The organism is Streptomyces sp. NPDC002619 (assembly GCF_042889305.1).
Lineage (GTDB): Bacteria > Actinomycetota > Actinomycetes > Streptomycetales > Streptomycetaceae > Streptomyces.
On sequence record NZ_JBIAQV010000004.1, the window covers coordinates 307,890 to 331,721 of the forward strand.

The window sequence follows — 23,832 nt, forward strand, 5'->3', positions numbered from 1 at the left end:
GGCGGTCGTCCAGGCGATGAGTCCGCGCTCGATGACACTTTGACCGAAGACCGGCTCATGTTGTGACAGCAAGCGACGTGCGGTGCGCTCAGCCGGGCCAGAACTCCCGAATTGGCCTTGGCCGACCGCCCGCCGGAACCTCTACCGTCGGCATCATGCGGATACGAATCGTCGACGCCTTCACCGACCGCCCCTTCTCCGGCAACCCGGCCGGAGTTCTGCTCCTCGACGCCTTCCCCGACGACGACTGGCTGCTGAACGTCGCCATGGAGGTCAACCACGCCGAGACGGCGTTCGCGCACCGGCTGCCCGAGGGCGGCGACGCCGACTGGGCGCTGCGCTGGTTCACGCCCGTCACGGAGGTGGCGATGTGCGGGCACGCCACGCTCGCCACGGCACACGTCCTGCGCACCACCGGCGCCCACGAGGGACCTGTGCGGTTCGCCACCCGCAGCGGCGTGCTCGTCGCGACCCCCGGCGAGGACGGCTCGATCACCCTGGACTTCCCGACCGCCCCGCTCACCCGGGTCGACGTCCCGGCCGGGGTTGCCGAAGCGCTCGGCGCCGAGCCGGTCACCGCGTTCGACAGCGGACCGAACGTGGGCGACCTGGTGCTGGAGTTCTCCGACGAAAAGACCGTCCGCGCACTCACCCCCGACCACAAGGCCCTCGGCGCCTACTCCGCGCGCGGCATCATCGCCACCGCCCGCGCCGAGGACCCGGACCGGGGGTACGACTTCCTGTCCCGCTGTTTCTTCCCCAACGTCGGCATCGACGAGGACCCGGTCACCGGCAGCGCCCACACCGCCTTGGCGCCCTACTGGTCGGAGCGGATCGGCCGCCCGGATCTCACCGGCCTCCAGGCCTCCCGCCGCTCGGGCCTCGTCCGCACCGGGCTGCGCGGCGACCGTACGCTGCTCACCGGGCGCGCGGTCACCGTCATCGACGGCGAACTGCTCACGCCGTAGGCAGCCAGCCCACCTTGCCCGCCAGCAGCGCGTAGCCGACGAACGCCCCGATGTCGAGCAGGGAATGGGCCACCACCAGCGGGCCCACCCGGCCCCAGCGCCGGTAGAGGTAGACGAACACGACGCCCATGACCATGTTGCCGACGAAGCCGCCGATGCCCTGGTAGAGGTGGTAGGAGCCGCGCAGCACGGAACTGGCCACCAGCGCGCTGCCCGGCGTCCAGCCCAACTGCCCGAGCCTGCGCAGCAGATAGCCGACGACGATCACCTCTTCGAGGACCGCGTTCTGCACCGCCGACAGGATCAGCACCGGGTACTTCCACCACACGTCGGGCAGCGCCTCGGGGACCACCGTGAGGTTGAAGCCGAGGCCGCGTGCCGCCAGGTAGAAGGCGATTCCGGTGCTGCCGATCACGGCCGCGACGGCGGCGCCGCGGCCGAGGTCGGGCCAGGGGCGGGTACGGTCGAAGCCGAGGGTGCGCAGGCTCTGGCTCTCACGCATCAGGAAGTGGGCGACCAGCGCGACGGGGATCAGTGCGGTGGCGATCCCGAAGAGCTGCCAGGCCAGATCGAGCCATGGCCGGCCGGGTGCGGCCGAGGCGTTGAGGGTGGCCGCCTGGTCCTTGAGGCCGCCCGGTTTCGTGACCGATCCGACAAAGCTGATCAGGGCCGACACTCCGCTCGCACCGAGCGAGAGCCCCAGAACGAGCAACGTCTCGTCCCGGAAGATCCGTCGCGAGAGCCGCTCCCGCGGAAAAGAACCGGCCACCGGCTCCGCCTCCACCTGCACACCTGCCTTCAGTCGCCCCGTCCCGCTCCGTTCCCGTCCCGGCCCCACCAGGGTCTCGAAAGCAGTTACGAGAATGCGCACGACAGGCCGTGGTCGGGCGGACGGGCGGTAGGAGCTCCACCGTCCTGGGACGTCACAGCTTGCCCGATCAGTCCCGGGCAGGCGCGGCCGACCCCCGTCCCCACGGCCGCCGACGCGCGGTGGCGGACGCGACGGCCCTGGTCCTCGCCGTCGCCGCAGGCACGGCGGGCCACTCCCCTTCGGTGGCGGTCCTAGCCCAGCAGCACCGGTTCCGGCAGGCCCACCGGCCAGGTGTGTACCGGGTCGCCCGCGTGCATGAGTTCGGTATAGCGGCGAGTGGTCGCCGCCAGGGCTGCCTCGCGGGACAGGCCCTGTTCCAGAGCGCGGTGGAAGGTCGCCGCCTGCCAGGACGCGCCGTTGACGCGGCGTCGGCAGCGTTCCTCGATGACGCCCAGGTAGAGATCACGGTCGGCGGCCTCGACGCCCCACGCGTCCAGTCCGGCCTCGGCGAGCGGCAGCAGTTCGTCGCGTACGAGGGTCACGGCGTCGACCTCGGCCGTGCCGCCGTACCGTCCGCGCCGGGGCCAGACGAAGCGGGCGTCGATGCCGTACCGGCAGGCGGCGTCGAAGTTGGCCTCGGCCGTCTCGAAGGGCAGCCGGGTCCACACGGGCCGCGACTCCTCGGCGAGGGCGCGCACGAGGCCGTAGTAGAAGGCCGCGTTGGCGATGACGTCGGTGATGGTGGGCCCGGCGGGCAGGACGCGGTTCTCGACGCGCAGGTGCGGGACGCCGTCGGCGATGCCGTACACGGGTCGGTTCCAGCGGTACACCGTGCCGTTGTGCAGGACGAGTTCGGCGAGCTTCGGCACCCCGCCCTCGTCGAGCACGGCGAGCGGGTCCTCGTCGTCGCAGATCGGCAGCAGCGCCGGGAAGTAACGCAGGTTCTCCTCGAACAGATCGTACGCCGAGGAGATCCACCGCTCGCCGAACCAGGTGCGCGGCCGCACGCCCTGGGTCTGCAGTTCGGGCGGCCGGGTGTCGGTGGACTGCAGGAACAGCGGGGGCCGGGACTCGCGCCACAGCTCGTGGCCGAACAGGAAGGGCGAGTTGGCGCCGACCGCGATCTGCGCCGCGCAGGCGGCCTGCGCGGCGTTCCACACGGCGGCGAAGCGGCCCGGGGTGACCTGGAGGTGCAGTTGCACCGAGGTGCACGCGGCCTCGGGGACGATCGACTCCGAGGTGCAGAGGAGGTGTTCGACGCCCTCGATGTCGACTACGAACTCCTCGCCGCGGGCGGCCACGATCTGGTCGTTGAGCAGGGCGTAGCGGTCGACCTCGGAGAGGTTCGCGGAGACCAGGTCGTCGCGTTCGAGCGTGGGCAGAATGCCGATCATCACGATTCCGGCGTCCAGTTCGCCGGCTTTCCGGTCGGCGTACGCCAGCGAGGTGCGAAGTTCCTCGGCGAGTCGGTCGAATACCCGGCCGCCCAATCTATGTGGGGCTATGTTGACTTCCAGGTTGAACATGGCGAGTTCTGTTTGGAAATCGCGGCTCGCGATACGTTCCAGTACTTGCGCATTCATCATTCGGGGCATGCCGTCGGAACCGGCGAGATTCAATTCGATCTCCAGGCCCATCAGGTTCTTCGGGCGGTCGAACCGCTTCTGAGCCAGGAGTCGCTCCAGTCCCGTCAGGCACTTCCGGAGCTTCTCCCGGTAGCGCTGGCGATCGGACAGGCCGAACGGCCCCGCCACGACCTTCTCCCCCATCGAAGTGTCCCTCCTCGGATGGGCGGGCCGACGAGCCGGCCGCCGGAGTCCCGGGTCAGGAGGGATGATGCCCATCCGAAGCGATCGATAACGTCCCGCGCGGCCCCGTTGCCCGCTACTCTGTTTGATTGAGTCCGGGGGCACATTCACGGGGCATGAAGCAGGGTGCAACTTCGCTTTCCCCGAGGGCCTCGTGAAAAACGCCGACGACATTCGGCCGACCGCTCCGGCGGCGTCACGCGAGGTCAACGGTGCTGCCCGGACGGGGAATCGGGATGTTTCCCGCGAATCAGCGGCTGAATTGCGCCTTGTTCGGGTAGCCGTAAACAGCTAGATGAAACATCGTCTGAACACGAGTCGTATAAACTCCGCGAACAAGGCAGAAGGTTGGCGCCCCGGTCCTCGGTCCTGCCGTCAAGGTGACGAGCGGCAGGGCTCGTCCGCATCTCGTTCACCGACCCGGGCCCGCCTCCCTGACCCCATCGAGCAGACAGCGCCGTCCGCCCACGCCCTCGCGCCACTGCGCCTGTCGAACGAGAGGCGACCCACCATGCCCCTGCATGTCCCCCCTGCGCCCACGCCCGCACTGCGCTCCGTCCTCACGGCCCTCGGTTCCCCCACCGCGGTCCGCGAGGCCCGAACCCCCTCCCTCCGCACCGCCCAGCAGCCTGCCACTCCCGAACTCCCGCTGCCCGTCCACGTCCTGGACCGGATCACCGCCGAAGGCGTGTCCGCGACCCGGCTGGCCGGCTGGCGCTTCCTGATCCGCTGCGGCGACCGTGCGGTGGCGGCGGCCGAGACCATGCTGACCCCGGACGGCTGGGCCTTCTCGCACTTCTTCGAAGGCCCGTACATCGCCTCGACCGAGCAGGCACTGCGCCATGCCGAGACCCTGCAACAGCCTTACCAGCCACGTCTGCTGTCGGTTCCCGGTCTGTACATGCTGACGCTGTGGCTGCACGGGGACTGCGCTGCGGACGGCGCCGAGGGCCACCCCGCCGCCACCGATCTGCTCGTGCCGCTGGCCCCGGCACCTCCCGGCATCGCGGCCCACCGGACGCACCGGGTGGCCGAGCTGCTGCCGGTCCTGACCCATCGGGTGACACCCGCGCCGCTGCTCGGCTCGCCCGCCTGAACCCGCCCCGGACAAACCGCCAGAGAGGACCCGCCCAAGAGCAACCCCTCCGGTACCCCGTCTCCCGTTCCGCGCGGCGGGGTACCTCGGCGTTTCCGGCGTCCCGGCCCCGACCGGACTAGCCCCCCTCGGCCATCACGAATCACCCGAAGCGACCGCCCAGTTGGGATGAACCATCCGCGTGGGTGAGGCGTCATCAACCTGTGAAGAAGCGGTGCTGCGAAATCCCTGCGGATTGACGTTCAGAGGGCAACACTGGGTTCCGACCTACTCATCACAACGGGGGACGTTCATGACCACGACACAGCGAAAGATCCCACCCATGTGCCAGCACCAGCCACCGTGTCCGTCAGCCGAATCCGCCGACCGGGAGTCCGCCCGTCTCGTGGCGCACCACCCGGAACAGGGCTGGAGCCTGCTGTGCAACGGCGTTCTGCTCTTCGAGGACACCGGTGAGCTCCTGCCCGACGGCCAGGTCATCGCCCCGCACCGCCCGCTCGGTGCCGAATGGGTCATGACGGCCGCCTGACGTACCACCCGGGCGTTCCCCCGCTCCGCCCGGTGACTTGAGGGGCCGGCTCGCACACGAATCGGTGCGCACCGGCCCCGACGCGCGTCCGGGGACGGCTACTCCTTGTAGCCGCCCGGATCGGGTGCGTCAGTCGAGCGCCTCGTACAGCGCGTAGTACGCCGGCTTCGGCCGGAGCTGGTCGTCCCACGGCAGGGGCGCGCCCTCGCCCTGGAAGACGCCCGGGACCCAGGAGTACTTGTCGGTGTAGTCCCAGATCGTCACGCCGACGCAGTGGCGCACGGCCAGGCAGGCCTCGGTCAGGTCCCGGTACCAGGTCGCCTGCCGGGCCAGCTTTTCGTCGGTCGCCGGGAGCTGCATCCGGACGTCGACCTCGGTGAGGGCGGTGTCGAGACCCAGCTCGGTGAAGCGCCGGAGGTTGTCCTCCAGGGTGGTCGGATAGCCGTACTGGAGCGCCAGATGGCCCTGGAAGCCGATGCCGTCCAGCGGCACGCCCTGCGCCTTGAGGTCCTGGGCGAGCTGGTAGTAGGCGTCGCTCTTCGGGCCGATCGCCTCGAGGTTGTAGTCGTTCAGATAGAGCTTGGCGTGCGGGTCGGCCTGGTGGGCCCAGCGCAGGGCGTCGGCGATATAGCCGGGGCCGAGGGTCTTGTACCAGAGGGTCTCGCGGTAGGTGCCGTCCTCGTTGAAAGCCTCGTTGACGACGTCCCACGAGTAGACCTTGCCTCGGTAGTGGCCCGCCTCGGCGAAGATGTGCTTCTTGAGGATCGACCGCAGTTCGCCGGCGGTCCACTGGCGCGAGGTGAGCCAGTCGGGCAGCTGGCTGTGCCAGACCAGGGTGTGGGCGCGGACCCGCTGGTGGTTGGCGCGGGCCAGCTTGACGATCGCGTCGCCGTCGGTCCAGTCGAAGACGCCCTGCTGCGGCTCGGTGGCGTACCACTTCATGCCGTTGGCCGGCGTGATCATGTCGAACTGGTCGCCGAGGATCTTCAGGTACGGACTGTCGGCCAGTGCGGGATTGTCGACGGCGCTGCCGAAGTAGCGGCCGTGCCGGTGGGCGAGGTCGGCGAGGCCGGGTTGCCGGTCGTGCGCCTGGGCGGCGGGGCCGGTCACGACGCCGACGGCCACCAGGACGGCGGCGATGGCGCCGGCGAGTCTGAGGCGCGTTCCGGTCTTGGACATGGTGCGACTCCTGTCTTTGGGTACGTCCGCCGGTGCGTGGCATCCCGTCACGGCACCGGCGGAACGGCCGCCGCCGAGCTTGTGCCCGGTGGCGGCGCGTGCCTGTTCGGCGGGTCGAAAGTTTCGAAGAAAATCCAGAAAGGTTCGCTGCTGCTGCCGCACCCTAAGGACAGTCGGTGACAGATAACAACCCCTCGTGCACGGCGAATCCGCCGACAACTTCCGCGCGGCCGGGGGGAGCTTGCGCTCAGCGGGCCGCGACGGGTTTCGGACCGTGGTCGAACCAGTCGAACGCCGCGCCGCCCTCGGTGACGTACATGCCGATGACGCGCCCGGTGAAGCCCGTCGCGACCTGCGTGGACAGGTAGCGGCCGTCGAGTTCCGCCAGCCGTACGGTCCCTGACGGGCCCTCGACCGAGAAGGCGATGGTGTCGGGGCCGCCGGCCCGGAGGCCGGGAGCATGTCCGTCGGCGGTCGTGACCGTGGGAGGCAGTACGTCGGCCGTGCGGATGTCGACGGCGAGCGTGACCGGCCCGGCCGGAACGGCCAGTTCCGCAACTCGCTGCCGGACCGGGCCGATCCGCGCGACCACGCTCACCGCTCCCCCGCCCACCTCGAGGTCGTAGTGGTGCGCCTCGTCGATACGGACCGACAGCCCGGCCCGCCCGGCGCCCGGATCGACCAGCGTCGCCGTCCGGCAGTCGGGGTGCTGCTGGCGGCGGCCGACGAAGGTGTGCCCGGGCCGGTCGAGACTGTTCCCCGTGGCCGTCAGCGTCAGCCATCCCGGCCGCTCGCTCAGTGACCAGGAACCCTCGGGCCGACGGCGCGGGGAGATCCACTGCGGGGCGAGGGCCGGGGCGTCGAAGTCGTCGCGCACCGGCGGCGGTTCGACCGGATGCCAGGCGGCGGGCGCCGGATGCCGCTCGCGCACCGGCCCCACCCGCGGCCAGCCGTCCGCCCACTCCACCGGCACGAGGAACGTCTCCCGGCCGAGGACGTGGAACTCCGGGAAGTAGCCCTTGGGACGTGTGCCCAGCAGGACCGTCCACCAGCTGCCGTCGGCCGCCTCGACGAGGTCGGCGTGGCCGGTGCACTGGATCAGTGATCCCGAACCGCGGTGGGAGACAAGGGGGTTGCCCGGTGCGGGTTCCCAGGGGCCGCGCGGGGAGCGGGCGCGGGCGATGGAGACGCCATGGCCGAGCGCGGTGCCGCCCTCGGCCAACAGCAGGTACCACCATGCGCCGATGCGGTAGAGATGCGGGGCCTCCGGGTCCCGAAGTCCCGTCCCCGACCAGGCGGGCAGCGGGCCTTCGAGCACCTTTCCCGTGCCCGGGTCGATGCGGGCCACCTGGACTCCGGCGACGGCGCACCAGCAGGAGCCGTCGTCGTCCCAGGCGAGGTCGGGGTCGATGCCGGGCAGGTCGATCCGGACGGGGTCCGACCAGGGTCCCTCGGGCCGGTCGCTGGTCACGAGGAAGGTGCCCAGGCCGACGACATCGGTGGTGATGACGTGGAAGCGGCCGTCGTGGTACCGGATCGTCGGCGCGTAGACGCCGCCGGACGCCGGGGTGTCGTCGGGCAGTTCCCACTGCCCCGGCCGGTCGAGCACGTTGCCGATCTGCCGCCAGTGCACCAGGTCCCGGCTGTGGAAGAGCGGGATGCCGGGGAAGTACTCGAAGCTGGAGCAGACCAGGTAGTAGTCCTCCTCCACCCGGCACACGCTGGGGTCGGGGTGGAATCCGGGGATCACCGGGTTGTCGTAGGTCCTCATGTGGGTCTGACCCTCCCATCCGAAACTTTCGACCAATTTGGCGAACGTTACGGTCGAGGGAGGGGCCCGTCAATCCGTCAGGAGCGCATGAGTCCTTCCGCCAGTGACCCCAGGGACAGGGCCGGAAGGAAGTTGAGGAGCGCCAGGATGAGGGCCGCTCCGGTGGCCAGGGCGACGAAGTTGACGCCGCGGGCCTGCAGCGTGCCGACGGTGACGACACCGGGCTGCTGGCGGGCCAGCCGGCCGGCCAGGGCGAGCAGGAACACGATCGGCACGTAGCGCCCGATCAGCATGGCCGCGGTCATCAGCAGGTTGTGGAAGTCGGTGGCGCCGTTGAAGCCCGCCATCGCGCTGCCGTTGCTGTTGACGTTGGAGGTGTAGGCATACACCAGCTCGCTCAGGCCGTGCGGCCCGGGGTTGCCCATCGACGACTGGCCGTCGCCCAGTGCGATCGCGAGCGCCGCGAAGCCCAGGATCGCCGTCGGGGCGACCAGCGCGTACAGGACGACGTAGCGCATCTCCGGGAACCCGATCCGCTTGCGCAGGTACTCGGGCGTACGGCCCACCATCAGACCGCCGATGAACACGGCGATCATCACCGCCATGATCAGGCCGTACAGGCCGCTGCCGGTGCCGCCGGGGGCGATCTCGCCGAGCATCATCGCCGACAGCAGCACCCCTCCGCCGAGGCTGGAGAAGCTGTCGTACGACGCGTTCGCGGCACCGTCAGCCGAGCCCGTGGCGGCGACACCGAAGAGCGTCGAGCCGGGGACGCCGACCCGGGTCTCGGTGCCCTCGTACTGCCCGCCGACCGCCGCCGTCACCGTGCCGTTGTGGGCACTCTGCGCGAGAGTGCCAGCCGCGAGCAGCAGGCCGAAGAGGATGCCGACGACCGCGAGCAGCGTCCAACTCTGCCGCAGGGAACCGATCATGCGGCCGTAGGTGCGGATGAACGCGGTCGGGATCAGCAGCATCAGCACGATCTCGATCGCGTTGCTGTACGCCGAAGGGTTCTCGAAGGGGTGCGCGCTGTTGGCGTTGAAGACGCCACCGCCGTCGCCCGACATCAGCTTCAGCGGCTCCCACGAGCCGACCGGGCCGCCGAGCAGGGTCTGCTGTCCGCCCGCGACCGTGGTGACGGTGTGCGCGGCGCCCAGGCTCTGGGGAACCCCCAGGGCGATCAGGATGATTCCGAAGACGATCGACAGGGGGAGGATGACCCGGAAGATCGTACGGATCAGGTCGACCCAGAAGTTGCCGAGTTGATCGGTGTCCCGGCGCACCAGGCCCCGGATCAGGGCCAGCGCGGCGCAGATGCCGACGGCGGCCGAGGCGAAGGCCTGGACGCCGAGGCCCGCCATCACGGCGAGGTGGCCGGTGGTGGACTCGCCCGCGTAGTTCTGCCAGCTGGTGTTGGTGGTGAAGCTGACCGCGGTGTGCAGGGCGAGCCGCCAGGGCATGCCCTCGTGGCCGGTGGACCAGGGCAGCTTGCCCTGGAGGGTGAAGAGGGCGAAGAGGGCCGCAATGCTCATCAGGCTGAAGGCGAGCAACGCGAACAGGTAGTGACGCCAGTCCTGTTCGCGGTCCGGGTCGATGCCGCACACCTTGTACAGTGCGCGCTCGGCACGCTTGTGCTGGCCGCCGTCGAGGGCCTTCGCCATGTAGTCGCCGAGCGGTACGTGCAGTGCGACGACGACCGCGAGGATGAGGGTGGCCTGGAGCCAGGCGTACATGTTCAGGCCACCTTCACGGGATGCGTGCGGTCGAGGGCCGCGTTCAACTGGACGACGTTCACGGCCGGTTCACCGAGGATTCCGAGGCCCCGGCCGCTGGTGTACCGGTCGGTCAGCTTGCGCAGGGCGGCCTCGCTCATACCGCGTTCGCGGGCGACGCGCGGCGTCTGCAGTTCGGCGTAGGCGGGGCTGATCTGCGGGTCGAGCCCGCTGGCGCTCGCGGTGACCGCGTCGGCCGGGACCTTGGGGTGGGCGGACGCGTCGCCGCGGATCGGGGTGACCACAGCCTTGCCGTAGTCCTCCCCCGGCTTGGCGCACTCGACCGTCACACCCTCGTACGTGGCGACGAACGGCTTGGCGGGGCACGCCTGGTTGACGCTGACCGCGCGGGTGGCCTTGCCCGTGGTGCCGCCGTCGCGGAAGACGCCGAGCACGGCGCCGACGCCGTCGGCCGTGCAGTACGGGCGCGAACCGTCGACGTGGTCCAGTTCACCGACCGCCTTGCTGCGGGCGCAGACCTGGGTGAGCAGGCTCTGCTTGCCGGAGTCCGGCTGCCCCTTCACCGGCAGGACGTCGACGGTCGACTCGGGGCCGAGGTTGCCGGCCGCCGAAGCCGAGGCGTCGTATCCGGTACCGGCGTTGGAGGGCCGGGGTTGGAAGTAGTACGGGATCGGGTTGCCCTTCTTGTCGAGGAAGGACTGCCCGATCAGCTCGCTGCCGGCCTTCTTGCCGTCGGCACCTGTGAGTGGGGAGCCCTGGGCGCTCTGGCGCAACCCCGGGATCTGGGCGATGGCGGTCATGCCCAGGGGGTAGGCGAGCCCCACGAGCAGGGTGAGCACGATGACCACCCGGATCGCCGCCACGTGGTGGCCGACCCAGGCAGGCATCCTGGAGAGGAAGGTCATGGTCAGATCCCAGGGATGAACTGGACGACGGCGACATCGATGAACTTGATCGCGAGGAAGGGCAGGATCAGACCGCCCATGCCGTAGATCCACAGGTTGCGGGTGAGCAGGGAGTCCGCGCTACCCGGCCGGTAGCGCACTCCGCGCAGGGCCAGCGGGATCAGCGCGACGATGATCACCGCGTTGAAGATGACCGCGGACAGGATTGCGGACGTCGGCGAGTGGAGCCGCATGATGTTGATCGCGTCGAGCGCCGGGTAGACCCCGCCGAACATGGCCGGGAGGATCGCGAAGTACTTGGCGATGTCGTTGGCGATCGAGAACGCGGTCAACGCGCCCCGGGTGATGAGGAGCTGCTTGCCGATCTCGACGATGTCGATGATCTTCGTGGGGTCGGAGTCGAGGTCGACCATGTTGCCGGCCTCCTTGGCGGCCGACGTGCCCGTGTTCATCGCCACGCCGACGTCGGCCTGCGCGAGAGCGGGCGCGTCGTTGGTGCCGTCGCCGGTCATGGCGATCAGGTGGCCGCCCGCCTGCTCCTTCTAAATGAGCGCGAGCTTGTCCTCGGGTGTGGCCTCGGCGAGGAAGTCGTCAACGCCCGCCTCGTCCGCGATGGCCTTCGCGGTGACGGGGTTGTCACCGGTGACCATGACGGTGCGGATGCCCATCCGGCGCAGTTCGGCGAAGCGTTCCCTCAGGCCGGGCTTCACCACGTCCTTGAGGTGGACGACACCGAGCACCCGCGCCGGGCCGTCCCCTGACTGCTCGGCGACCGCGAGCGGGGTGCCGCCGGAGGCCGAGACCTGCTTCACGCAGACGTCCAGGGCCGCGGGTACGGTGCCGCCGTTCTCCTTCACCCACGCCGCGACCGCCGACGCCGCGCCCTTGCGCAGCCGCCGCGGTCCCCCGTCCGCCACGGTGGCGTCCCCGGCCAGGTCCACTCCGGACATCCGGGTGGTGGCGCTGAAGGGCACCCATGCGGCGCCGGCGGGCGCGGAGGGCTCCCGGCCGAACTCGTCGCGCACGTACGCGACGATGGAGCGGCCCTCGGGCGTCTCGTCGGCGAGGCTGGACAGCGCCGCGGCGTCCGCCAGCCGACGGCCCGTCACGGAGTCGACCGTGAGCAGGTCGCTCGCACGGCGGTTGCCGTAGGTGATGGTGCCGGTCTTGTCGAGGAGCAGGGTGTTGACGTCGCCGGCGGCCTCCACCGCGCGGCCCGACATGGCGAGCACGTTGCGCTGCACCAGCCGGTCCATGCCCGCGATCCCGATCGCGGACAGCAGGCCGCCGATGGTCGTGGGGATCAGGCAGACGAGCAACGAGACCAGGACGATGCCGGTGACGCCGTTGGCGTTGAGCGCCTGGGTGTCGTGCGCGGCGGCCATGAATTCCTTGGAGAAGATCGCCATCGGCTGGAGCGTGAGGACCGCTACCAGGAAGACGAACGTCATCATGACAAGGAGCAGGTTGAGCGCGAGCTCGTTCGGCGTCTTCTGCCGGTTGGCGCCCTCGACCAGGGAGATCATCCGATCCAGGAAGGACTCGCCGGGCTCCTGTGTGACGCGGACGACGATCCGGTCCGACAGCACGCGCGTGCCGCCGGTGACGGCCGAACGGTCGCCGCCCGACTCACGGATGACCGGCGCGGACTCGCCGGTGATGGCCGACTCGTCGATGCTGGCGACGCCCTCGATGATGTCGCCGTCACCGGGAATCAGCTCCCCGACCTCGACAACCACGAGATCACCGCGCTGCAACTCCCCGGCGCCGACGCTCTCCTCCATGTACGAGCTCTCGGCGGCACCGGGCTGCCAGCCCACCACCCGCCGGGCGACGGTCTGGCGGCGCATCCCGCGCAGGGTGTCGGCCTGGGCGCGTCCGCGACTCTCAGCGACGGCCTCGGCGAGGTTCGCGAAGATGACGGTGAGCCACAGCCAGGCGGTGATCAGCCAGCCGAACCCGGACGGGTGCGCGATGGCGAGGCCTGTCGTCAGGGCCGCACCGATCTCGGTGACGAACATGACCGGGTTGCGGGCCAGCGTCACCGGGTTGAGCTTGCGCAGGGCTGCGGGCAGGGCCAGCCACAGCTGCTTGGGGTCCAGCAGCCCGGCGCCGATCCGGCGCGATGGGTCCGTGGCGCGGAGTGGCACGGTGTCCGCGGGTTTCTCCCGCACGGGGGCAGGCGCGGTCATCAGAAGCGCTCCGGCTTGACCAGGGCCACCACCAGGTAGGCCAGTAGACCGACTGCGACGATCGGTCCCACGATGTTCTCGGCAGTCACGCAACCCTCACTAGACACACTGACAAGGGCGATAGAAACGGGTGAACGGGGCGCCTCCGGGCGAGGGCCGGGCAGTCACTCGCCCGGAGGCGGTTCGGGGGACGGCCTGGGCTAGAGCCCCACGTCGCGACTGCGGATGTCGTCCAGTGACTCCCGGCGGACCAGGAGCCTGGCGATCCCCGCCTGCACGGCGGCCACCGGCGGTCGGCCGACCATGTTGTATCCGGAGGCCATGGACAGCTGGTAGGCGCCCGCCACCGGCACGGCGAGCAGGTCCCCGGGGCGTATGTCGTCGGGGAGTTCGACGTCGGAGGCGAGCACGTCGCCCGCCTCGCAGTGGCGGCCGACGACGGTGACCCGGGTGTGGGGCGCGGCGCTGGGCCGGCCGATCAGACGGGGCGCGTACCGCACGCCGTACAGCGCGGGCCGGGGGTTGTCGCTCATGCCGCCGTCGACGGCGACGAAGGTGTGGTCGCCGGTGCTCTTGACGGCGAGCACGTGGTAGAGGGCGACGCCCGCGGGGCCCGCGATGGCCCGGCCCGGTTCGATGATCAGGCGGGGTACGGGGAGTCCGGCCGCGGCACACGCCTCGGTCAGCTCGGCGCGCACCTTGCGGGCCAGCGTGGTGAGGTCGAGGGCCTCCTCGCCGGGGCGGTAGGCGATGCCGTGTCCGCCGCCGAGGTCGAGCTCCGGCAGGACCAGGCCGTGCTGGCGGTGCAGGGTCGCCATGAGGCCGACGATCCGGCGCACCGCGGCGAGGTACGGCTTGACGCTGGTGATCTGTGAGCCCAGGTGGCAGTGCAGACCGGTGAGTTCGAGCTGCGGCTGGTCCAGGATGCGGGCGATGGCGTGCTGCGCGTAGCCGTCGCGGATGGACAGGCCGAACTTCTGGTCCTCGGTGCCGGTGCGGATCTTCTCATGGCCGCCCGCGGCGATGCCGGGCACCACCCGGACCATGACCTTCTGGTGACCGTCGGGGCCGACGGCAGCGGCCAGCCGGGCGATCTCGGACGGGCTGTCGATCACGATCCGCCCGACGCCGAGGCGCAGCGCGGTCTCCAGGTCGCGCGGCGACTTGGCGTTGCCGTGCAGCACGATCTTCTCGGGCGGGAACCCGGTGGTGACCGCCAGTTCCAGCTCACCGGCCGAGCAGACGTCCAGGCCCAGCCCCTCCTCGTCCATCCAGTGGACCATGGCCCGGCACAGGAACGCCTTGGCCGCGTAGAGGACTTCGGCGTCGGGGAAGGCGTGCCGGTAGGTCCGGCAGCGCTCGCGGATCTCGCTCTCGTCGAGGACGTAGACGGGGGTGCCGAAGCGGTCCGCCACCTCGGCGAGGGACACGCCGCCCACGGTCAGGTCGCCGGGCCGGGGCTCGGTGGTGGAGGCGGGCCACACCGCCAGTTCGGCGGCGGTGGTGAGCGCGGGTTCGTGCAGGGTTGTCATCGGGAACTCCCCCTCTCACGCGGCCCGCAGGAACGCGGCGGGCGCGACGGGCGGCAACGGGGCGACGGGCGACGGCGACGGCGACGGCGCCGAGAACTGGGGGTCGATCGTGACGACCGTGATGCCGAGCGGAGCGGTCAGCGCACGCAGCGCGGGCTCCGCGAGCCGGATCCAGGCCTGGTCGGGGCCGAGGGTCGCGGCGAGCCTGTGCGCGGAGGTGAAACCGACGGCCGTGCGGTCGCCCAGCGGGGTGCGGAACAGCCGGGCCGCGTACCCCGCCGGCCCCGACCGGACCGGTACGTACAGAGGTCGGGCCGGGGAGCGATGGGAAGGCTCCGGGTCTTCACCGCACAAGAGTTCTTTCATGGGATGCCTCCATGAGGATCCGGGTGTGCGTCGACGGATCGACTGCACGAGTGGCTGATGTGCCCCGGACGCGGGGAGGCGGGACCGGGGCTCGTCATCGACGCTATCCCCGGCGCCACCGGCTTTCCCAAGCCTCATGACGCGATGCTGACGGTGATACGGGCGACGCTGACGTGATGCTGACGGTCAGGGCCGTCGGCGCTGGTGGCACGCCATCAGGGGCGCGCCAAGAAGTGCTCCGCGGACTGGTCGAAGCGGCGCGGCGGGAGTGTCATGGAAGAGGCCCTGTATCCAGAGCCGCCCGCGGGCCGGGCCCGTGGGCAGGTGCGAAGAACGGTGAACGTCATGTCCGGTTACGACGCCTCCGCGGCCGCGCGTGTCGTGGTCGGCGTGAGTGGCTCGCTGGGCAGCGTCACGGCCCTGTGCCGGGGCGCCGCCGAGGCCCGGCGGCGCGGCGGGGAGCTGTGGCCAGTGCTGGCCTGGGAGCCGCCCGGTGGAGACCTCGCGGCACGCCGCTCGCCGGCCTCGGCCCTCATGGTCGAGGAGTGGCAGAGGCTGGCCCGGCAGCAGTTGGTCCACGTGCTCGACGAAGTCTTCGGCGACGCCGGCCCGGGGGTGCCGATGTGCGCCCTCATCGTCCGGGGCACGCCCGGCCGCGCCCTGGTGGAGACCGCGTGCCGCGACGACGACGTACTGGTCGTCGGCGCGGGGCAGCGCGGCTGGCACCGCGCCTTCTCCGGCTGGGTCGCCCGCTACTGCCTCGCCCACGCCACCTGCCCGGTCCTCGCGGTACCGCCGTCCCCACTGGAGTCCGAACTGGCCGCCGTACACCGTCGCAACACCTGGCGGCTGCGGCTGGACCCCCGACACCTGCTGGAGAAGACCGAGAAGGTGCCACCGGAGGCGTGAGCCGCCCACGAGGCCGTGTCGGCCTACGAGGTGACCGCCGCCGGCAGTTCCGGCCGCTCAGGCAGTCGGCCCGGTGCCAGAGGCAGGCTCAGCACCATCGTGACGCCGCCGCCGGGTGTGTCCTCCGCGTTCAGGGTGCCGCCCATCGCCTCGGCGAAGCCGCGCGCGACCGCGAGGCCGAGGCCCACTCCGGCGCCGCGCGGAGAGTCGCCGTAGCGCTGGAACGGCTCGAAGATACGGTCCTTGGCCTCGTCGGGGACGCCCGGCCCGCGGTCCACGACCCGCACCTCCACCCGGTCGGCGATGGAACTCGCCCTGACCACCACGGGCGAGCCCTCGGGGCTGTACTTGACCGCGTTCTCGACGATGTTGGCCACCGCCCGCTCCAGCAGCCCCTTGTCCACGTGGACCATCGGCAGCGTCTCGGGGATGTCCAGCTCCACGCTGCCCTCCGGCACCCCACCCAGCGCCATCGGCACGACCTCGTCGAGGTCGGCCTCCCTGACGATGGGCGTGACCGTGCCGGTCTGCAGTCGGGACATGTCGAGCAGGTTGCCCACCAGATGGTCGAGCCGGTCGGCGCCCGTCTCGATCGCCTCCAGGAGTTCCGCCCGGTCCTCCTCCGACCAGTCCACGTCGTCCGAACGCAGCGAGGAGACGGACGCCTTGATCCCCGCCAAGGGGGTACGGAGGTCGTGGCTGACGGCGGCCAGCAGCGCCGTGCGGATGCGGTTGCCCTCGGCCAACTCCTTGGCCTGGTCGGCCTCCTCCTGCAAGCGCCGACGCTCCAGCACGACAGCCGCCTGGGCGGCGAACGCCGCCAGCACCCGCCGGTCGGAGGCCGGCAGCACCCGCCCCGACAGCGCGAGCGCCATGTGGTCGCCGACTGGCATGTCGACATCGGCGTCCTCGGGCGACTGGCAGGGCCGCAGCCCCACGCTGCCCGCGCAGGTCCACGGCGCGGTGTCTCCGTTCCGCTCCAGCAGGGCCACCGACTGCATGCCGAAGGTCTCCCTGACCCGCTCCAGCAGTGCCTCCAGGCTGGTCTCGCCCCGCAGCACGCTGCCCGCCAGGACGGACAGGATCTCCGACTCGGCGCGCAGCCGGGCGGCCTGGTGGGTGCGCCGGGCCGCGAGGTCGACCACCGAGGCCACCGATACCGCGACCCCGACGAAGATCGCGATCGCGACGATGTTCTTCGGGTCGGCGATTGTCAGCGTGTGGATGGGTGGCGTGAAGTACCAGTTGAGCAGCAGGGAACCCACCACGGCCGAGGTGAGCGCCGGCACCAGCCCGCCCAGCAGGGCCGCCGCCACCGTCAGCGCGAGGAACAGCAGCATGTCGTTGGCGAGTCCGACCTCTGGGCTCACACTGGTCAGCAGGAGGGTGAGCAGGGCGGGGCCGAGCACACCGACCAGCCAGCCCGCGACGATCCGCGAGCGGCCGAGCCGCGCACCCCGGGCCACGGGCAGTCCGCGCCCCTTGCCCACTTCAGCATGCGTGATCAGATGGACGTCGAGGTCGGGTCCCGACTCCCGCGCGACGGTGGCGCCGACGCCGGGTCCGAAGACGTACTGCCAGGCCTTGCGGCGGGACACGCCCAGCACGATCTGCGTCGCGTTCACCCCGCGCGCGAAGTCCAGGAGGGCCGCGGGTACGTCGTCGCCGACGACGTGGTGGTAGGTGCCACCGAGGTCCTCGACCAGGGTGCGCTGGACGGCCAACTCCTTCGGCGAAGCGGCCGACAACCCGTCGCTGCGGGCGATGTACACCGCCAGCACCTCGCCGCCGGCGCCCTTCTCCGCGAGCCGCGCGGCCCGGCGGATCAGTGTCCGGCCCTCCGGGCCGCCGGTCAGGCCCACCACGATCCGCTCGCGCGAGCCCCAGATCTTCGAGACGCGGTGCTCGCTGCGGTACTGCTTCAGATATTCGTCGACCCGGTCCGCCACCCACAGCAGCGCCAGTTCGCGCAGGGCGGTCAGGTTGCCGGGCCGGAAGTAGTTCGACAGCGCCGCGTCGACCTTGTCCGGCTTGTAGACGTTGCCGTGCGCCAAACGGCGCCGCAGCGCCTGGGGCGACATGTCGACCAGCTCGATCTGGTCCGCCCGCCGCACCACCTCGTCCGGCACCGTCTCCTGCTGCCGCACCCCGGTTATCGACTCGACGACATCACCGAGTGACTCCAGGTGCTGGATGTTGGCTGTCGACACCACATCGATCCCGGCCGCCAGCAACTCCTCCACGTCCTGCCACCGCTTGGCGTTCCGCGAGCCCGGAATGTTGGTGTGCGGCAGTTCGTCGACCAGCGCGACCTGGGGGCGGCGCGCGAGGACGGCGTCGATGTCCATCTCCGTGAACACGGCGCCGCGGTACTCGAGTTCCTTGCGCGGGACCTGTTCGAGGCCGTGCAGCATCACCTCGGTGCGCGGCCGGTCGTGGTGCTCCACGAAGGCCACCACGCAGTCGGTGCCCCGCTCGATCCGGCGGTGCGCCTCGGACAGCATCGCGTAGGTCTTGCCCACGCCGGGCGCCGCGCCGAGATATATCCGAAGTCTGCCGCGTGCCATGTCATCCTTCGAAGCGGTAGCCCATACCGGGCTCGGTGATCAGATACCTGGGGTGCGAGGGGTCCGGTTCCAGTTTGCGGCGGAGCTGGGCCATGTAAACCCGCAGATAGTTGGTCTTGTTGCTCTGCGGTCCGCCCCACACCTCCCGAAGGAGGTGCTTCTGGGTGACGAGGCGGCCCGGGTTGGTGACCAGGATCTCGAGAAGGTGCCACTCGGTGGGGGTGAGGCGAACGTCGCGGCCGGACCGCACCACCTTCTTCGCGAGCAGGTCGATGGTGAAGTCGTCCGTCTCCACCAGGGTCGTCCCGGGGGCCGCAGGCGCGTCCTCCGTACGGCGCACGGCGGCCCTGAGACGGGCCATCAACTCGTCCATGCTGAACGGCTTGGTGACGTAGTCATCGGCACCCGCGTCCAGCGCGGCGACCTTCTCTTCGGATGCCTGACGCGCCGACAGCACCAGGATCGGTACCCGGGTCCAGCCGCGCAGTGCCTTGATGACGTCGACCCCGTCCATGTCGGGCAGTCCGAGGTCGAGCATCACCACGTCCGGCTGCCGCCCGGCCGCCAGCCGGAGGGCCGTGGCGCCGTCGGGCGCCGCGTCCACTCCGTACCGGCGTGCCTGCATGTTGATCACGAGTGCCCGTACGAGCTGTGGGTCGTCTTCCACGACCAGCACTCGGGTCATCAGTTGCCCTTGATCAGTTCCTTGAGCGCGATGTTGAGTTCGAGGACGTTCACGCGAGGCTCACCCATGAAGCCGAGGGTGCGGCCCTGGGTGTGTTCCTTCACGAGCTTCTCCACCCGGTCGACGGGCAGGTTGTTCTTCTCGGCCACCCGGTGGACCTGGATCTCCGCGTACTGCGGGGAGATCTCCGGGTCCAGGCCGGAGCCGGAGGAGGTCACCGCGTCGGCGGGCACCTGGCTTGGCTCGACCGTGTAGCCGGCGACGGAGTTGTCCTTGACGACGGCGGCCTTGGCGTCCTTGACCCACTTGATCAGGTCGGCGTTGTCACCGGAACGGTTCGTGGCGCCGGACAGGATCAGCTTGTACTGGGTGTTGACGCTGTTGCTGCCCAGGCCGTTCTGTGGGCGGCCCTGGAACCACTTCAGGTCGGGGTCCGGGGTCTCCTGCCCCTTCTTCAGCGGCAGGTTGTAGGCCTGGCCGATCAGCGAGGAGCCGACGACCTTGCCGTCCGACTTGATCTCGGAGCCGTTCGCCTTGTTGTTGAACAGCCCCTGGGCGATGCCGGTGACGACCAGCGGGTAGATGACGCCCGTCACCAGGGTCAGCACGAGGAGGGCGCGCAGGCCCGCCCCGAGCAACCGGGCGGTGTTGGATACGGAGTTGTTCATGGCTCAGCCGATTCCGGGGATGAGGGAGATGAGCATGTCGATGATCTTGATGCCAATGAAGGGGGCGATCAGCCCGCCGATGCCGTAGATCCCGAGGTTGCGCCGCAGCATCTTGTCCGCGCTCACCGGCCGGTACTGCACGCCCCTCAGGGAGAGCGGCACGAGCGCGATGATGATCAGCGCGTTGAAGATGACCGCGGACAGGATCGCGGAGTCCGGCGAGGACAGGCCCATGATGTTCAGCTTGTCCAGGCCCGGGTAGACCGCCGCGAACAGCGCCGGGATGATCGCGAAGTACTTCGCCACGTCGTTGGCGATGGAGAACGTGGTCAGCGCGCCGCGCGTGATCAGCAACTGCTTGCCGATCTCGACGATCTCGATGAGCTTGGTCGGGTTGGAGTCGAGGTCGACCATGTTGCCGGCCTCCTTGGCGGCCGACGTACCCGTGTTCATCGCCACGCCGACGTCCGCCTGCGCGAGCGCCGGGGCGTCGTTGGTGCCGTCACCGGTCATCGCGACGAGCTTGCCGCCCGCCTGCTCCCGCTTGATGAGCGCCATCTTGTCCTCGGGAGTGGCCTCCGCGAGGAAGTCGTCGACGCCCGCCTCGTTGGCGATCGCCTTCGCCGTCAGCGGGTTGTCGCCCGTGATCATGACGGTCCTGATGCCCATGCGGCGCAGTTCGTCGAACCGTTCCCGCATGCCGTCCTTGACGACGTCCTTGAGATGGATCACCCCGAGGACGCGCGCACCGTCCGTGTCCTCCACGGCCACCAGCAGCGGCGTACCGCCCGCCTCCGAGATCCGGCCGGCCAAGGTGCCGGCGTCGTCCGAGACCGTGCCGCCCCGCTCCTGAACCCAGGCGACGACCGAACCGGCCGCGCCCTTGCGAATCTTGCGCCCGTCGACGTCCACCCCCGACATACGGGTCTGGGCGGTGAAGGCGATCCACTCGGCGTGCGCCAGCTCGCCCTGGTGGCGCTCGCGCAGCCCGTACTTCTCCTTCGCCAGGACGACGATGGAGCGGCCCTCGGGCGTCTCGTCGGCCAGCGAGGAGAGCTGGGCGGCGTCGGCCACCTCGGCCTCGGTGGTGCCGCTCACCGGCACGAACTCCGAAGCCTGTCGGTTGCCGAGGGTGATGGTGCCGGTCTTGTCGAGCAGCAGGGTGGAGACGTCACCGGCGGCCTCGACCGCGCGGCCCGACATCGCCAGGACGTTGCGCTGGACCAGCCGGTCCATGCCCGCGATACCGATCGCGGAGAGCAGCGCGCCGATCGTCGTCGGGATCAGACAGACCAGGAGCGCGACCAGCACGACCATCGTCAGGTGCGTGCCCGCGTAGTCGGCGAGCGGCGGCAGCGTGGCACAGGCCAGCAGGAAGACGATCGTCAGCGACGCCAACAGGATGTTCAGCGCGATCTCGTTCGGCGTCTTCTGCCGCGCCGCGCCCTCGACCAGGCTGATCATCCGGTCGATGAAGGTCTCGCCCGGCTTCGTCGTGATCTTGATGACGATCCGGTCGGACAGTACCTTCGTGCCGCCGGTGACCGCCGAGCGGTCGCCGCCGGACTCACGGATGACCGGAGCCGACTCACCCGTGATCGCCGACTCGTCGACCGACGCGACGCCCTCGATGACATCACCGTCGCCGGGGATGATGTCGCCCGCCTCACAGACGACCAGGTCACCGACACCCAGTTCGGTGCCGGGCACCTGTTCCTCGCTCCTGCCGTCCTTGAGGAGCCGACGCGCCACCGTGTCCGTCTTGGCCTTGCGCAGGGTGTCGGCCTGCGCCTTGCCGCGGCCCTCGGCGACGGCCTCCGCCAGGTTGGCGAAGACCACGGTCAGCCACAGCCAGGCACTGATCGCCCAGCCGAACCAGTCGCCCGGGTCCTTGAAGGAAAACACCGTGGTCAGCACGGAGCCGATCCACACCACGAACATCACGGGCGACTTGATCATCACCCGCGGGTCGAGCTTGCGGAACGCGTCCGGCAGCGACTTGACCAGCTGCTTGGGTTCGAAGAGGCCCGCACCGACACGGCCCTCTGCGGGCTTGTGTCCGGTGGGTACGTCGCTGTGCGGCGCCCGGGTCGGAGTGGCTGTGGACATCGAGTCCTCTGCGTTCTGTGTACGGGTGGTCATGACGCCAGCCCCTCGGCCAGCGGTCCCAGCGCCAGGGCCGGGAAGTAGGTCAGACCGGTGATGATCAGGATCGCGCCCACGAGGAGACCGGTGAACAGCGGCTTCTCGGTGCGCAGGGTGCCGGCGGTCGCCGGGACCGGCTTCTGCTCGGCGAGCGAACCGGCCAGCGCCAGCACGAACACCATCGGCAGGAAGCGGCCGAGCAGCATCACGATGCCGATCGTGCTGTTGAACCACTGCGTGTCCGCGTTCAGACCCGCGAAGGCCGAGCCGTTGTTGTTGGCACCCGAGGAGTAGGCGTACAGGATCTCGGAGAAGCCGTGCGCCCCGCTGTTCGTCATCGAGTTCGCCGGGGTCGGCAGGGCCATCGCGAACGCGGTGAAGATGAGCACCAGCGCGGGGGTGATCAGGATGTAGCAGGCCGCCAGCTTGATCTCGCGGGTGCCGATCTTCTTGCCCAGGTACTCGGGCGTACGGCCGACCATCAGACCGGCGATGAACACCGCGATGACCGCCATGATCAGCATGCCGTAGAGGCCGGAGCCGGTACCACCGGGTGCGATCTCACCGAGCTGCATGCTCAGGATGGTGATGCCACCGCCAAGCCCGGTGAACGAGGAGTGGAAGGAGTCCACCGCACCGGTCGAGGTCAGCGTCGTGGAGACCGCGAAGATCGACGAGGCGCCGACACCGAAGCGCTGCTCCTTGCCCTCCATCGCGCCGCCGGCGATCTGGAACGCCGGGCCGTGGTGGGCGAACTCGGTCCACATCATCAGCGCGGTGAAGCCGACCCAGATGGTGGCCATGGTCGCGAGGATCGCGTAGCCCTGCTTGACCGAGCCGACCATGATGCCGAACGTGCGGGTCAGCGCGAACGGGATCACCAGGAGCAGGAAGATCTCGAACAGGTTCGTGAACGGGGTGGGGTTCTCGAACGGGTGAGCGGAGTTGGCGTTGAAGTAACCGCCACCGTTGGTGCCCACCTCCTTGATGGCCTCCTGCGAGGCGACCGCGCCGCCGTTCCACTGCTGGTGGCCGCCCATGAACTGGCCGACCTCGTGGATCCCGGAGAAGTTCTGGATCGCGCCGCACGCCACCAGAACCACGGCAGCGACGACGGAGAGCGGCACCAGGATGCGGATCGTGCCGCGCACCAGGTCGGACCAGAAGTTGCCCAGCTCACCGGTGCGCGAGCGCGCGAAGCCGCGCACCAGCGCCACGGCGACGGCGATGCCGACGGCCGCGGAGACGAAGTTCTGGACAGCCAGACCGGCGGTCTGCACGACGTGGCCCATGGCCTGCTCGCCGTAGTACGACTGCCAGTTGGTGTTGGTGACGAAGGACGCGGCGGTGTTGAACGCCTGGTCCGGGTCGATGGCGGAGAAGCCGAGCGAGCCGGGCAGGTGGCCCTGGAGACGCTGCAGCAGGTAGAGGAAGAGGACGCTGACCGCGGAGAAGGCGAGGACGCCGCGCAGGTACGCGGGCCAGCGCATCTCCGTGTTCGGATTGGCGCCGATGCCCTTGTAGATCCACTTCTCGACGCGCAGGTGCTTGTCGGAGGAGTAGACCTTGGCCATGTAGTTGCCGAGGGGGACGTAGGCGAGCGCCAGCGCCGCTATCAGGGCGATCAGCTGGAGCACACCGGCAAGGACGGGACTCATATCGCTTCTCAGAACCTCTCCGGGAAGATCAGGGCGAGGACGAGATAGCCCAGCAGGGCGACGGCCACGACAAGGCCGACGATGTTCTCGACGGTCACAGCTTCGTCACCCCCTTGGCGACGAGAGCCATCAGCGCGAAGACCGCGATCGTGATGACGACGAAGGCCAGATCGGCCATCGTGAACTCCTGGAGTGAGGTTCGGGGTGGAACAAGGACGGTTGTAGGAAACCGCCTTTCCGGCGGGACATGACCGCCGTTGACGGGTCCCTTACGGCTGGCTGCGCGCCCTTGACGGGACTCTTACGGCGC

Annotated in this window: 19 protein-coding genes and 1 pseudogene; 4 read left to right on the top strand and 16 right to left on the bottom strand. The window is 70.0% G+C overall.

Features of this window, described 5'->3' with window-relative positions:
* Nucleotides 1-155: 155 nt before the first annotated feature.
* On the top strand, nt 156-968 hold the full coding sequence (locus ACFYXB_RS10805) for a PhzF family phenazine biosynthesis protein (RefSeq protein WP_351347359.1): 813 nt from the start codon (nt 156-158) through the stop codon (nt 966-968).
* Here the strand turns inward: ACFYXB_RS10805 and ACFYXB_RS10810 are convergent.
* Entirely contained in the window at nt 958-1,758 is an 801-nt protein-coding gene (locus tag ACFYXB_RS10810; RefSeq protein ID WP_351347484.1) for a type II CAAX endopeptidase family protein, read from the bottom strand. The two genes, ACFYXB_RS10805 and ACFYXB_RS10810, sit on opposite strands and share 11 nt — an antisense overlap.
* A gap of 272 nt (nt 1,759-2,030) precedes the next feature.
* Complete coding sequence (locus tag ACFYXB_RS10815; protein ID WP_389580143.1) at nt 2,031-3,548, bottom strand: glutamate--cysteine ligase; 1,518 nt, start codon at nt 3,546-3,548, stop codon at nt 2,031-2,033.
* 550 nt (nt 3,549-4,098) lie between these two features.
* Between ACFYXB_RS10815 and ACFYXB_RS10820 the strand changes: the two genes are divergently transcribed.
* Both ACFYXB_RS10820 and ACFYXB_RS10825 read left to right on the top strand, forming a co-directional pair.
* On the top strand, nt 4,099-4,683 hold the full coding sequence (locus ACFYXB_RS10820) for a hypothetical protein (protein WP_389580146.1): 585 nt from the start codon (nt 4,099-4,101) through the stop codon (nt 4,681-4,683).
* Between the two features lie 322 nt (nt 4,684-5,005).
* Nucleotides 5,006-5,212 carry a DUF5999 family protein gene (locus ACFYXB_RS10825; protein WP_351347353.1) on the top strand — a complete coding sequence of 69 codons (207 nt, stop codon included), beginning with the start codon at nt 5,006-5,008 and terminating at the stop codon, nt 5,210-5,212.
* 129 nt (nt 5,213-5,341) lie between these two features.
* On the opposite strand, the gene ACFYXB_RS10830 is transcribed toward ACFYXB_RS10825, so the two are convergent.
* From ACFYXB_RS10830 to ACFYXB_RS10865, 8 genes and pseudogenes are all read right to left on the bottom strand, one after another.
* Nucleotides 5,342-6,391, bottom strand: a complete 1,050-nt coding sequence (locus tag ACFYXB_RS10830; RefSeq protein ID WP_389580151.1) for an endo-1,4-beta-xylanase — start codon at nt 6,389-6,391, stop codon at nt 5,342-5,344.
* A gap of 247 nt (nt 6,392-6,638) precedes the next feature.
* On the bottom strand, nt 6,639-8,162 hold the full coding sequence (locus ACFYXB_RS10835) for a glycoside hydrolase family 43 protein (RefSeq protein ID WP_389580153.1): 1,524 nt from the start codon (nt 8,160-8,162) through the stop codon (nt 6,639-6,641).
* Between the two features lie 77 nt (nt 8,163-8,239).
* The gene (gene kdpA, locus ACFYXB_RS10840) at nt 8,240-9,895 is read right to left on the bottom strand and encodes a potassium-transporting ATPase subunit KdpA (protein WP_389580156.1); all 1,656 of its coding nucleotides are present in this window, start codon (nt 9,893-9,895) and stop codon (nt 8,240-8,242) included.
* 2 nt (nt 9,896-9,897) lie between these two features.
* A complete protein-coding gene (locus ACFYXB_RS10845; RefSeq protein ID WP_389580158.1) occupies nt 9,898-10,800 on the bottom strand; it encodes a potassium-transporting ATPase subunit C in 903 nt (300 codons plus the stop codon).
* A gap of 2 nt (nt 10,801-10,802) precedes the next feature.
* Nucleotides 10,803-12,992 (bottom strand): annotated as a pseudogene (gene kdpB, locus ACFYXB_RS10850) (potassium-transporting ATPase subunit KdpB).
* The gene (kdpF, locus tag ACFYXB_RS10855; RefSeq protein WP_389580160.1) at nt 12,992-13,081 is read right to left on the bottom strand and encodes a K(+)-transporting ATPase subunit F; all 90 of its coding nucleotides are present in this window, start codon (nt 13,079-13,081) and stop codon (nt 12,992-12,994) included. The pseudogene kdpB (ACFYXB_RS10850) and the gene kdpF (ACFYXB_RS10855) overlap by 1 nt, the downstream one beginning before the upstream one ends.
* 111 nt (nt 13,082-13,192) lie before the next feature.
* Entirely contained in the window at nt 13,193-14,524 is a 1,332-nt protein-coding gene (gene lysA, locus ACFYXB_RS10860; protein ID WP_351347340.1) for a diaminopimelate decarboxylase, read from the bottom strand.
* 15 nt (nt 14,525-14,539) lie between these two features.
* Nucleotides 14,540-14,890: an SAV_915 family protein gene (locus tag ACFYXB_RS10865; RefSeq protein WP_351347338.1), complete on the bottom strand. Its 351-nt coding sequence runs from the start codon at nt 14,888-14,890 to the stop codon at nt 14,540-14,542.
* Between the two features lie 345 nt (nt 14,891-15,235).
* Between ACFYXB_RS10865 and ACFYXB_RS10870 the strand changes: the two genes are divergently transcribed.
* Nucleotides 15,236-15,799, top strand: coding sequence for a universal stress protein (locus ACFYXB_RS10870; RefSeq protein WP_389580163.1), 564 nt, complete (start codon nt 15,236-15,238; stop codon nt 15,797-15,799).
* A gap of 23 nt (nt 15,800-15,822) precedes the next feature.
* Here ACFYXB_RS10870 and ACFYXB_RS10875 read toward each other — a convergent pair whose 3' ends face one another.
* From ACFYXB_RS10875 to kdpF (ACFYXB_RS10900), 6 genes are read right to left on the bottom strand one after another with little or no spacing between them, the layout of a single operon-like run.
* On the bottom strand, nt 15,823-18,366 hold the full coding sequence (locus tag ACFYXB_RS10875) for an ATP-binding protein (RefSeq protein ID WP_389580166.1): 2,544 nt from the start codon (nt 18,364-18,366) through the stop codon (nt 15,823-15,825).
* 1 nt (nt 18,367) lies between these two features.
* On the bottom strand, nt 18,368-19,051 hold the full coding sequence (locus ACFYXB_RS10880; protein WP_389580169.1) for a response regulator: 684 nt from the start codon (nt 19,049-19,051) through the stop codon (nt 18,368-18,370).
* Nucleotides 19,051-19,719, bottom strand: a complete 669-nt coding sequence (locus ACFYXB_RS10885) for a potassium-transporting ATPase subunit C (RefSeq protein ID WP_389580172.1) — start codon at nt 19,717-19,719, stop codon at nt 19,051-19,053. The genes ACFYXB_RS10880 and ACFYXB_RS10885 overlap by 1 nt, the downstream gene beginning before the upstream one ends.
* A 3-nt stretch (nt 19,720-19,722) precedes the next feature.
* Nucleotides 19,723-21,861, bottom strand: a complete 2,139-nt coding sequence (gene kdpB / locus ACFYXB_RS10890; protein ID WP_389580175.1) for a potassium-transporting ATPase subunit KdpB — start codon at nt 21,859-21,861, stop codon at nt 19,723-19,725.
* Entirely contained in the window at nt 21,858-23,522 is a 1,665-nt protein-coding gene (gene kdpA, locus ACFYXB_RS10895) for a potassium-transporting ATPase subunit KdpA (RefSeq protein WP_389580178.1), read from the bottom strand. The genes kdpB (ACFYXB_RS10890) and kdpA (ACFYXB_RS10895) overlap by 4 nt, the downstream gene beginning before the upstream one ends.
* 8 nt (nt 23,523-23,530) lie before the next feature.
* Nucleotides 23,531-23,620 (bottom strand): K(+)-transporting ATPase subunit F, encoded by a 90-nt coding sequence (gene kdpF / locus ACFYXB_RS10900; protein ID WP_067057375.1) that lies wholly within the window; start codon nt 23,618-23,620, stop codon nt 23,531-23,533.
* Nucleotides 23,621-23,832: the final 212 nt, after the last annotated feature.

Coding starts and splice junctions, on each gene's coding strand:
- kdpB (WP_389580175.1), bottom strand. CDS start 21,861: ATGACCACCCGTACACAGAACGCAGAGGACTCGATGTCCACAGCCACT.
- ACFYXB_RS10870 (WP_389580163.1), top strand. CDS start 15,236: ATGTCCGGTTACGACGCCTCCGCGGCCGCGCGTGTCGTGGTCGGCGTG.
- ACFYXB_RS10825 (WP_351347353.1), top strand. CDS start 5,006: ATGTGCCAGCACCAGCCACCGTGTCCGTCAGCCGAATCCGCCGACCGG.
- ACFYXB_RS10830 (WP_389580151.1), bottom strand. CDS start 6,391: ATGTCCAAGACCGGAACGCGCCTCAGACTCGCCGGCGCCATCGCCGCC.
- lysA (WP_351347340.1), bottom strand. CDS start 14,524: ATGACAACCCTGCACGAACCCGCGCTCACCACCGCCGCCGAACTGGCG.
- ACFYXB_RS10820 (WP_389580146.1), top strand. CDS start 4,099: ATGCCCCTGCATGTCCCCCCTGCGCCCACGCCCGCACTGCGCTCCGTC.
- ACFYXB_RS10815 (WP_389580143.1), bottom strand. CDS start 3,548: ATGGGGGAGAAGGTCGTGGCGGGGCCGTTCGGCCTGTCCGATCGCCAG.
- ACFYXB_RS10875 (WP_389580166.1), bottom strand. CDS start 18,366: ATGGCACGCGGCAGACTTCGGATATATCTCGGCGCGGCGCCCGGCGTG.
- kdpA (WP_389580156.1), bottom strand. CDS start 9,895: ATGTACGCCTGGCTCCAGGCCACCCTCATCCTCGCGGTCGTCGTCGCA.
- ACFYXB_RS10885 (WP_389580172.1), bottom strand. CDS start 19,719: ATGAACAACTCCGTATCCAACACCGCCCGGTTGCTCGGGGCGGGCCTG.
- ACFYXB_RS10865 (WP_351347338.1), bottom strand. CDS start 14,890: ATGAAAGAACTCTTGTGCGGTGAAGACCCGGAGCCTTCCCATCGCTCC.
- ACFYXB_RS10845 (WP_389580158.1), bottom strand. CDS start 10,800: ATGACCTTCCTCTCCAGGATGCCTGCCTGGGTCGGCCACCACGTGGCG.
- kdpA (WP_389580178.1), bottom strand. CDS start 23,522: ATGAGTCCCGTCCTTGCCGGTGTGCTCCAGCTGATCGCCCTGATAGCG.
- ACFYXB_RS10880 (WP_389580169.1), bottom strand. CDS start 19,051: ATGACCCGAGTGCTGGTCGTGGAAGACGACCCACAGCTCGTACGGGCA.
- ACFYXB_RS10805 (WP_351347359.1), top strand. CDS start 156: ATGCGGATACGAATCGTCGACGCCTTCACCGACCGCCCCTTCTCCGGC.
- ACFYXB_RS10835 (WP_389580153.1), bottom strand. CDS start 8,162: ATGAGGACCTACGACAACCCGGTGATCCCCGGATTCCACCCCGACCCC.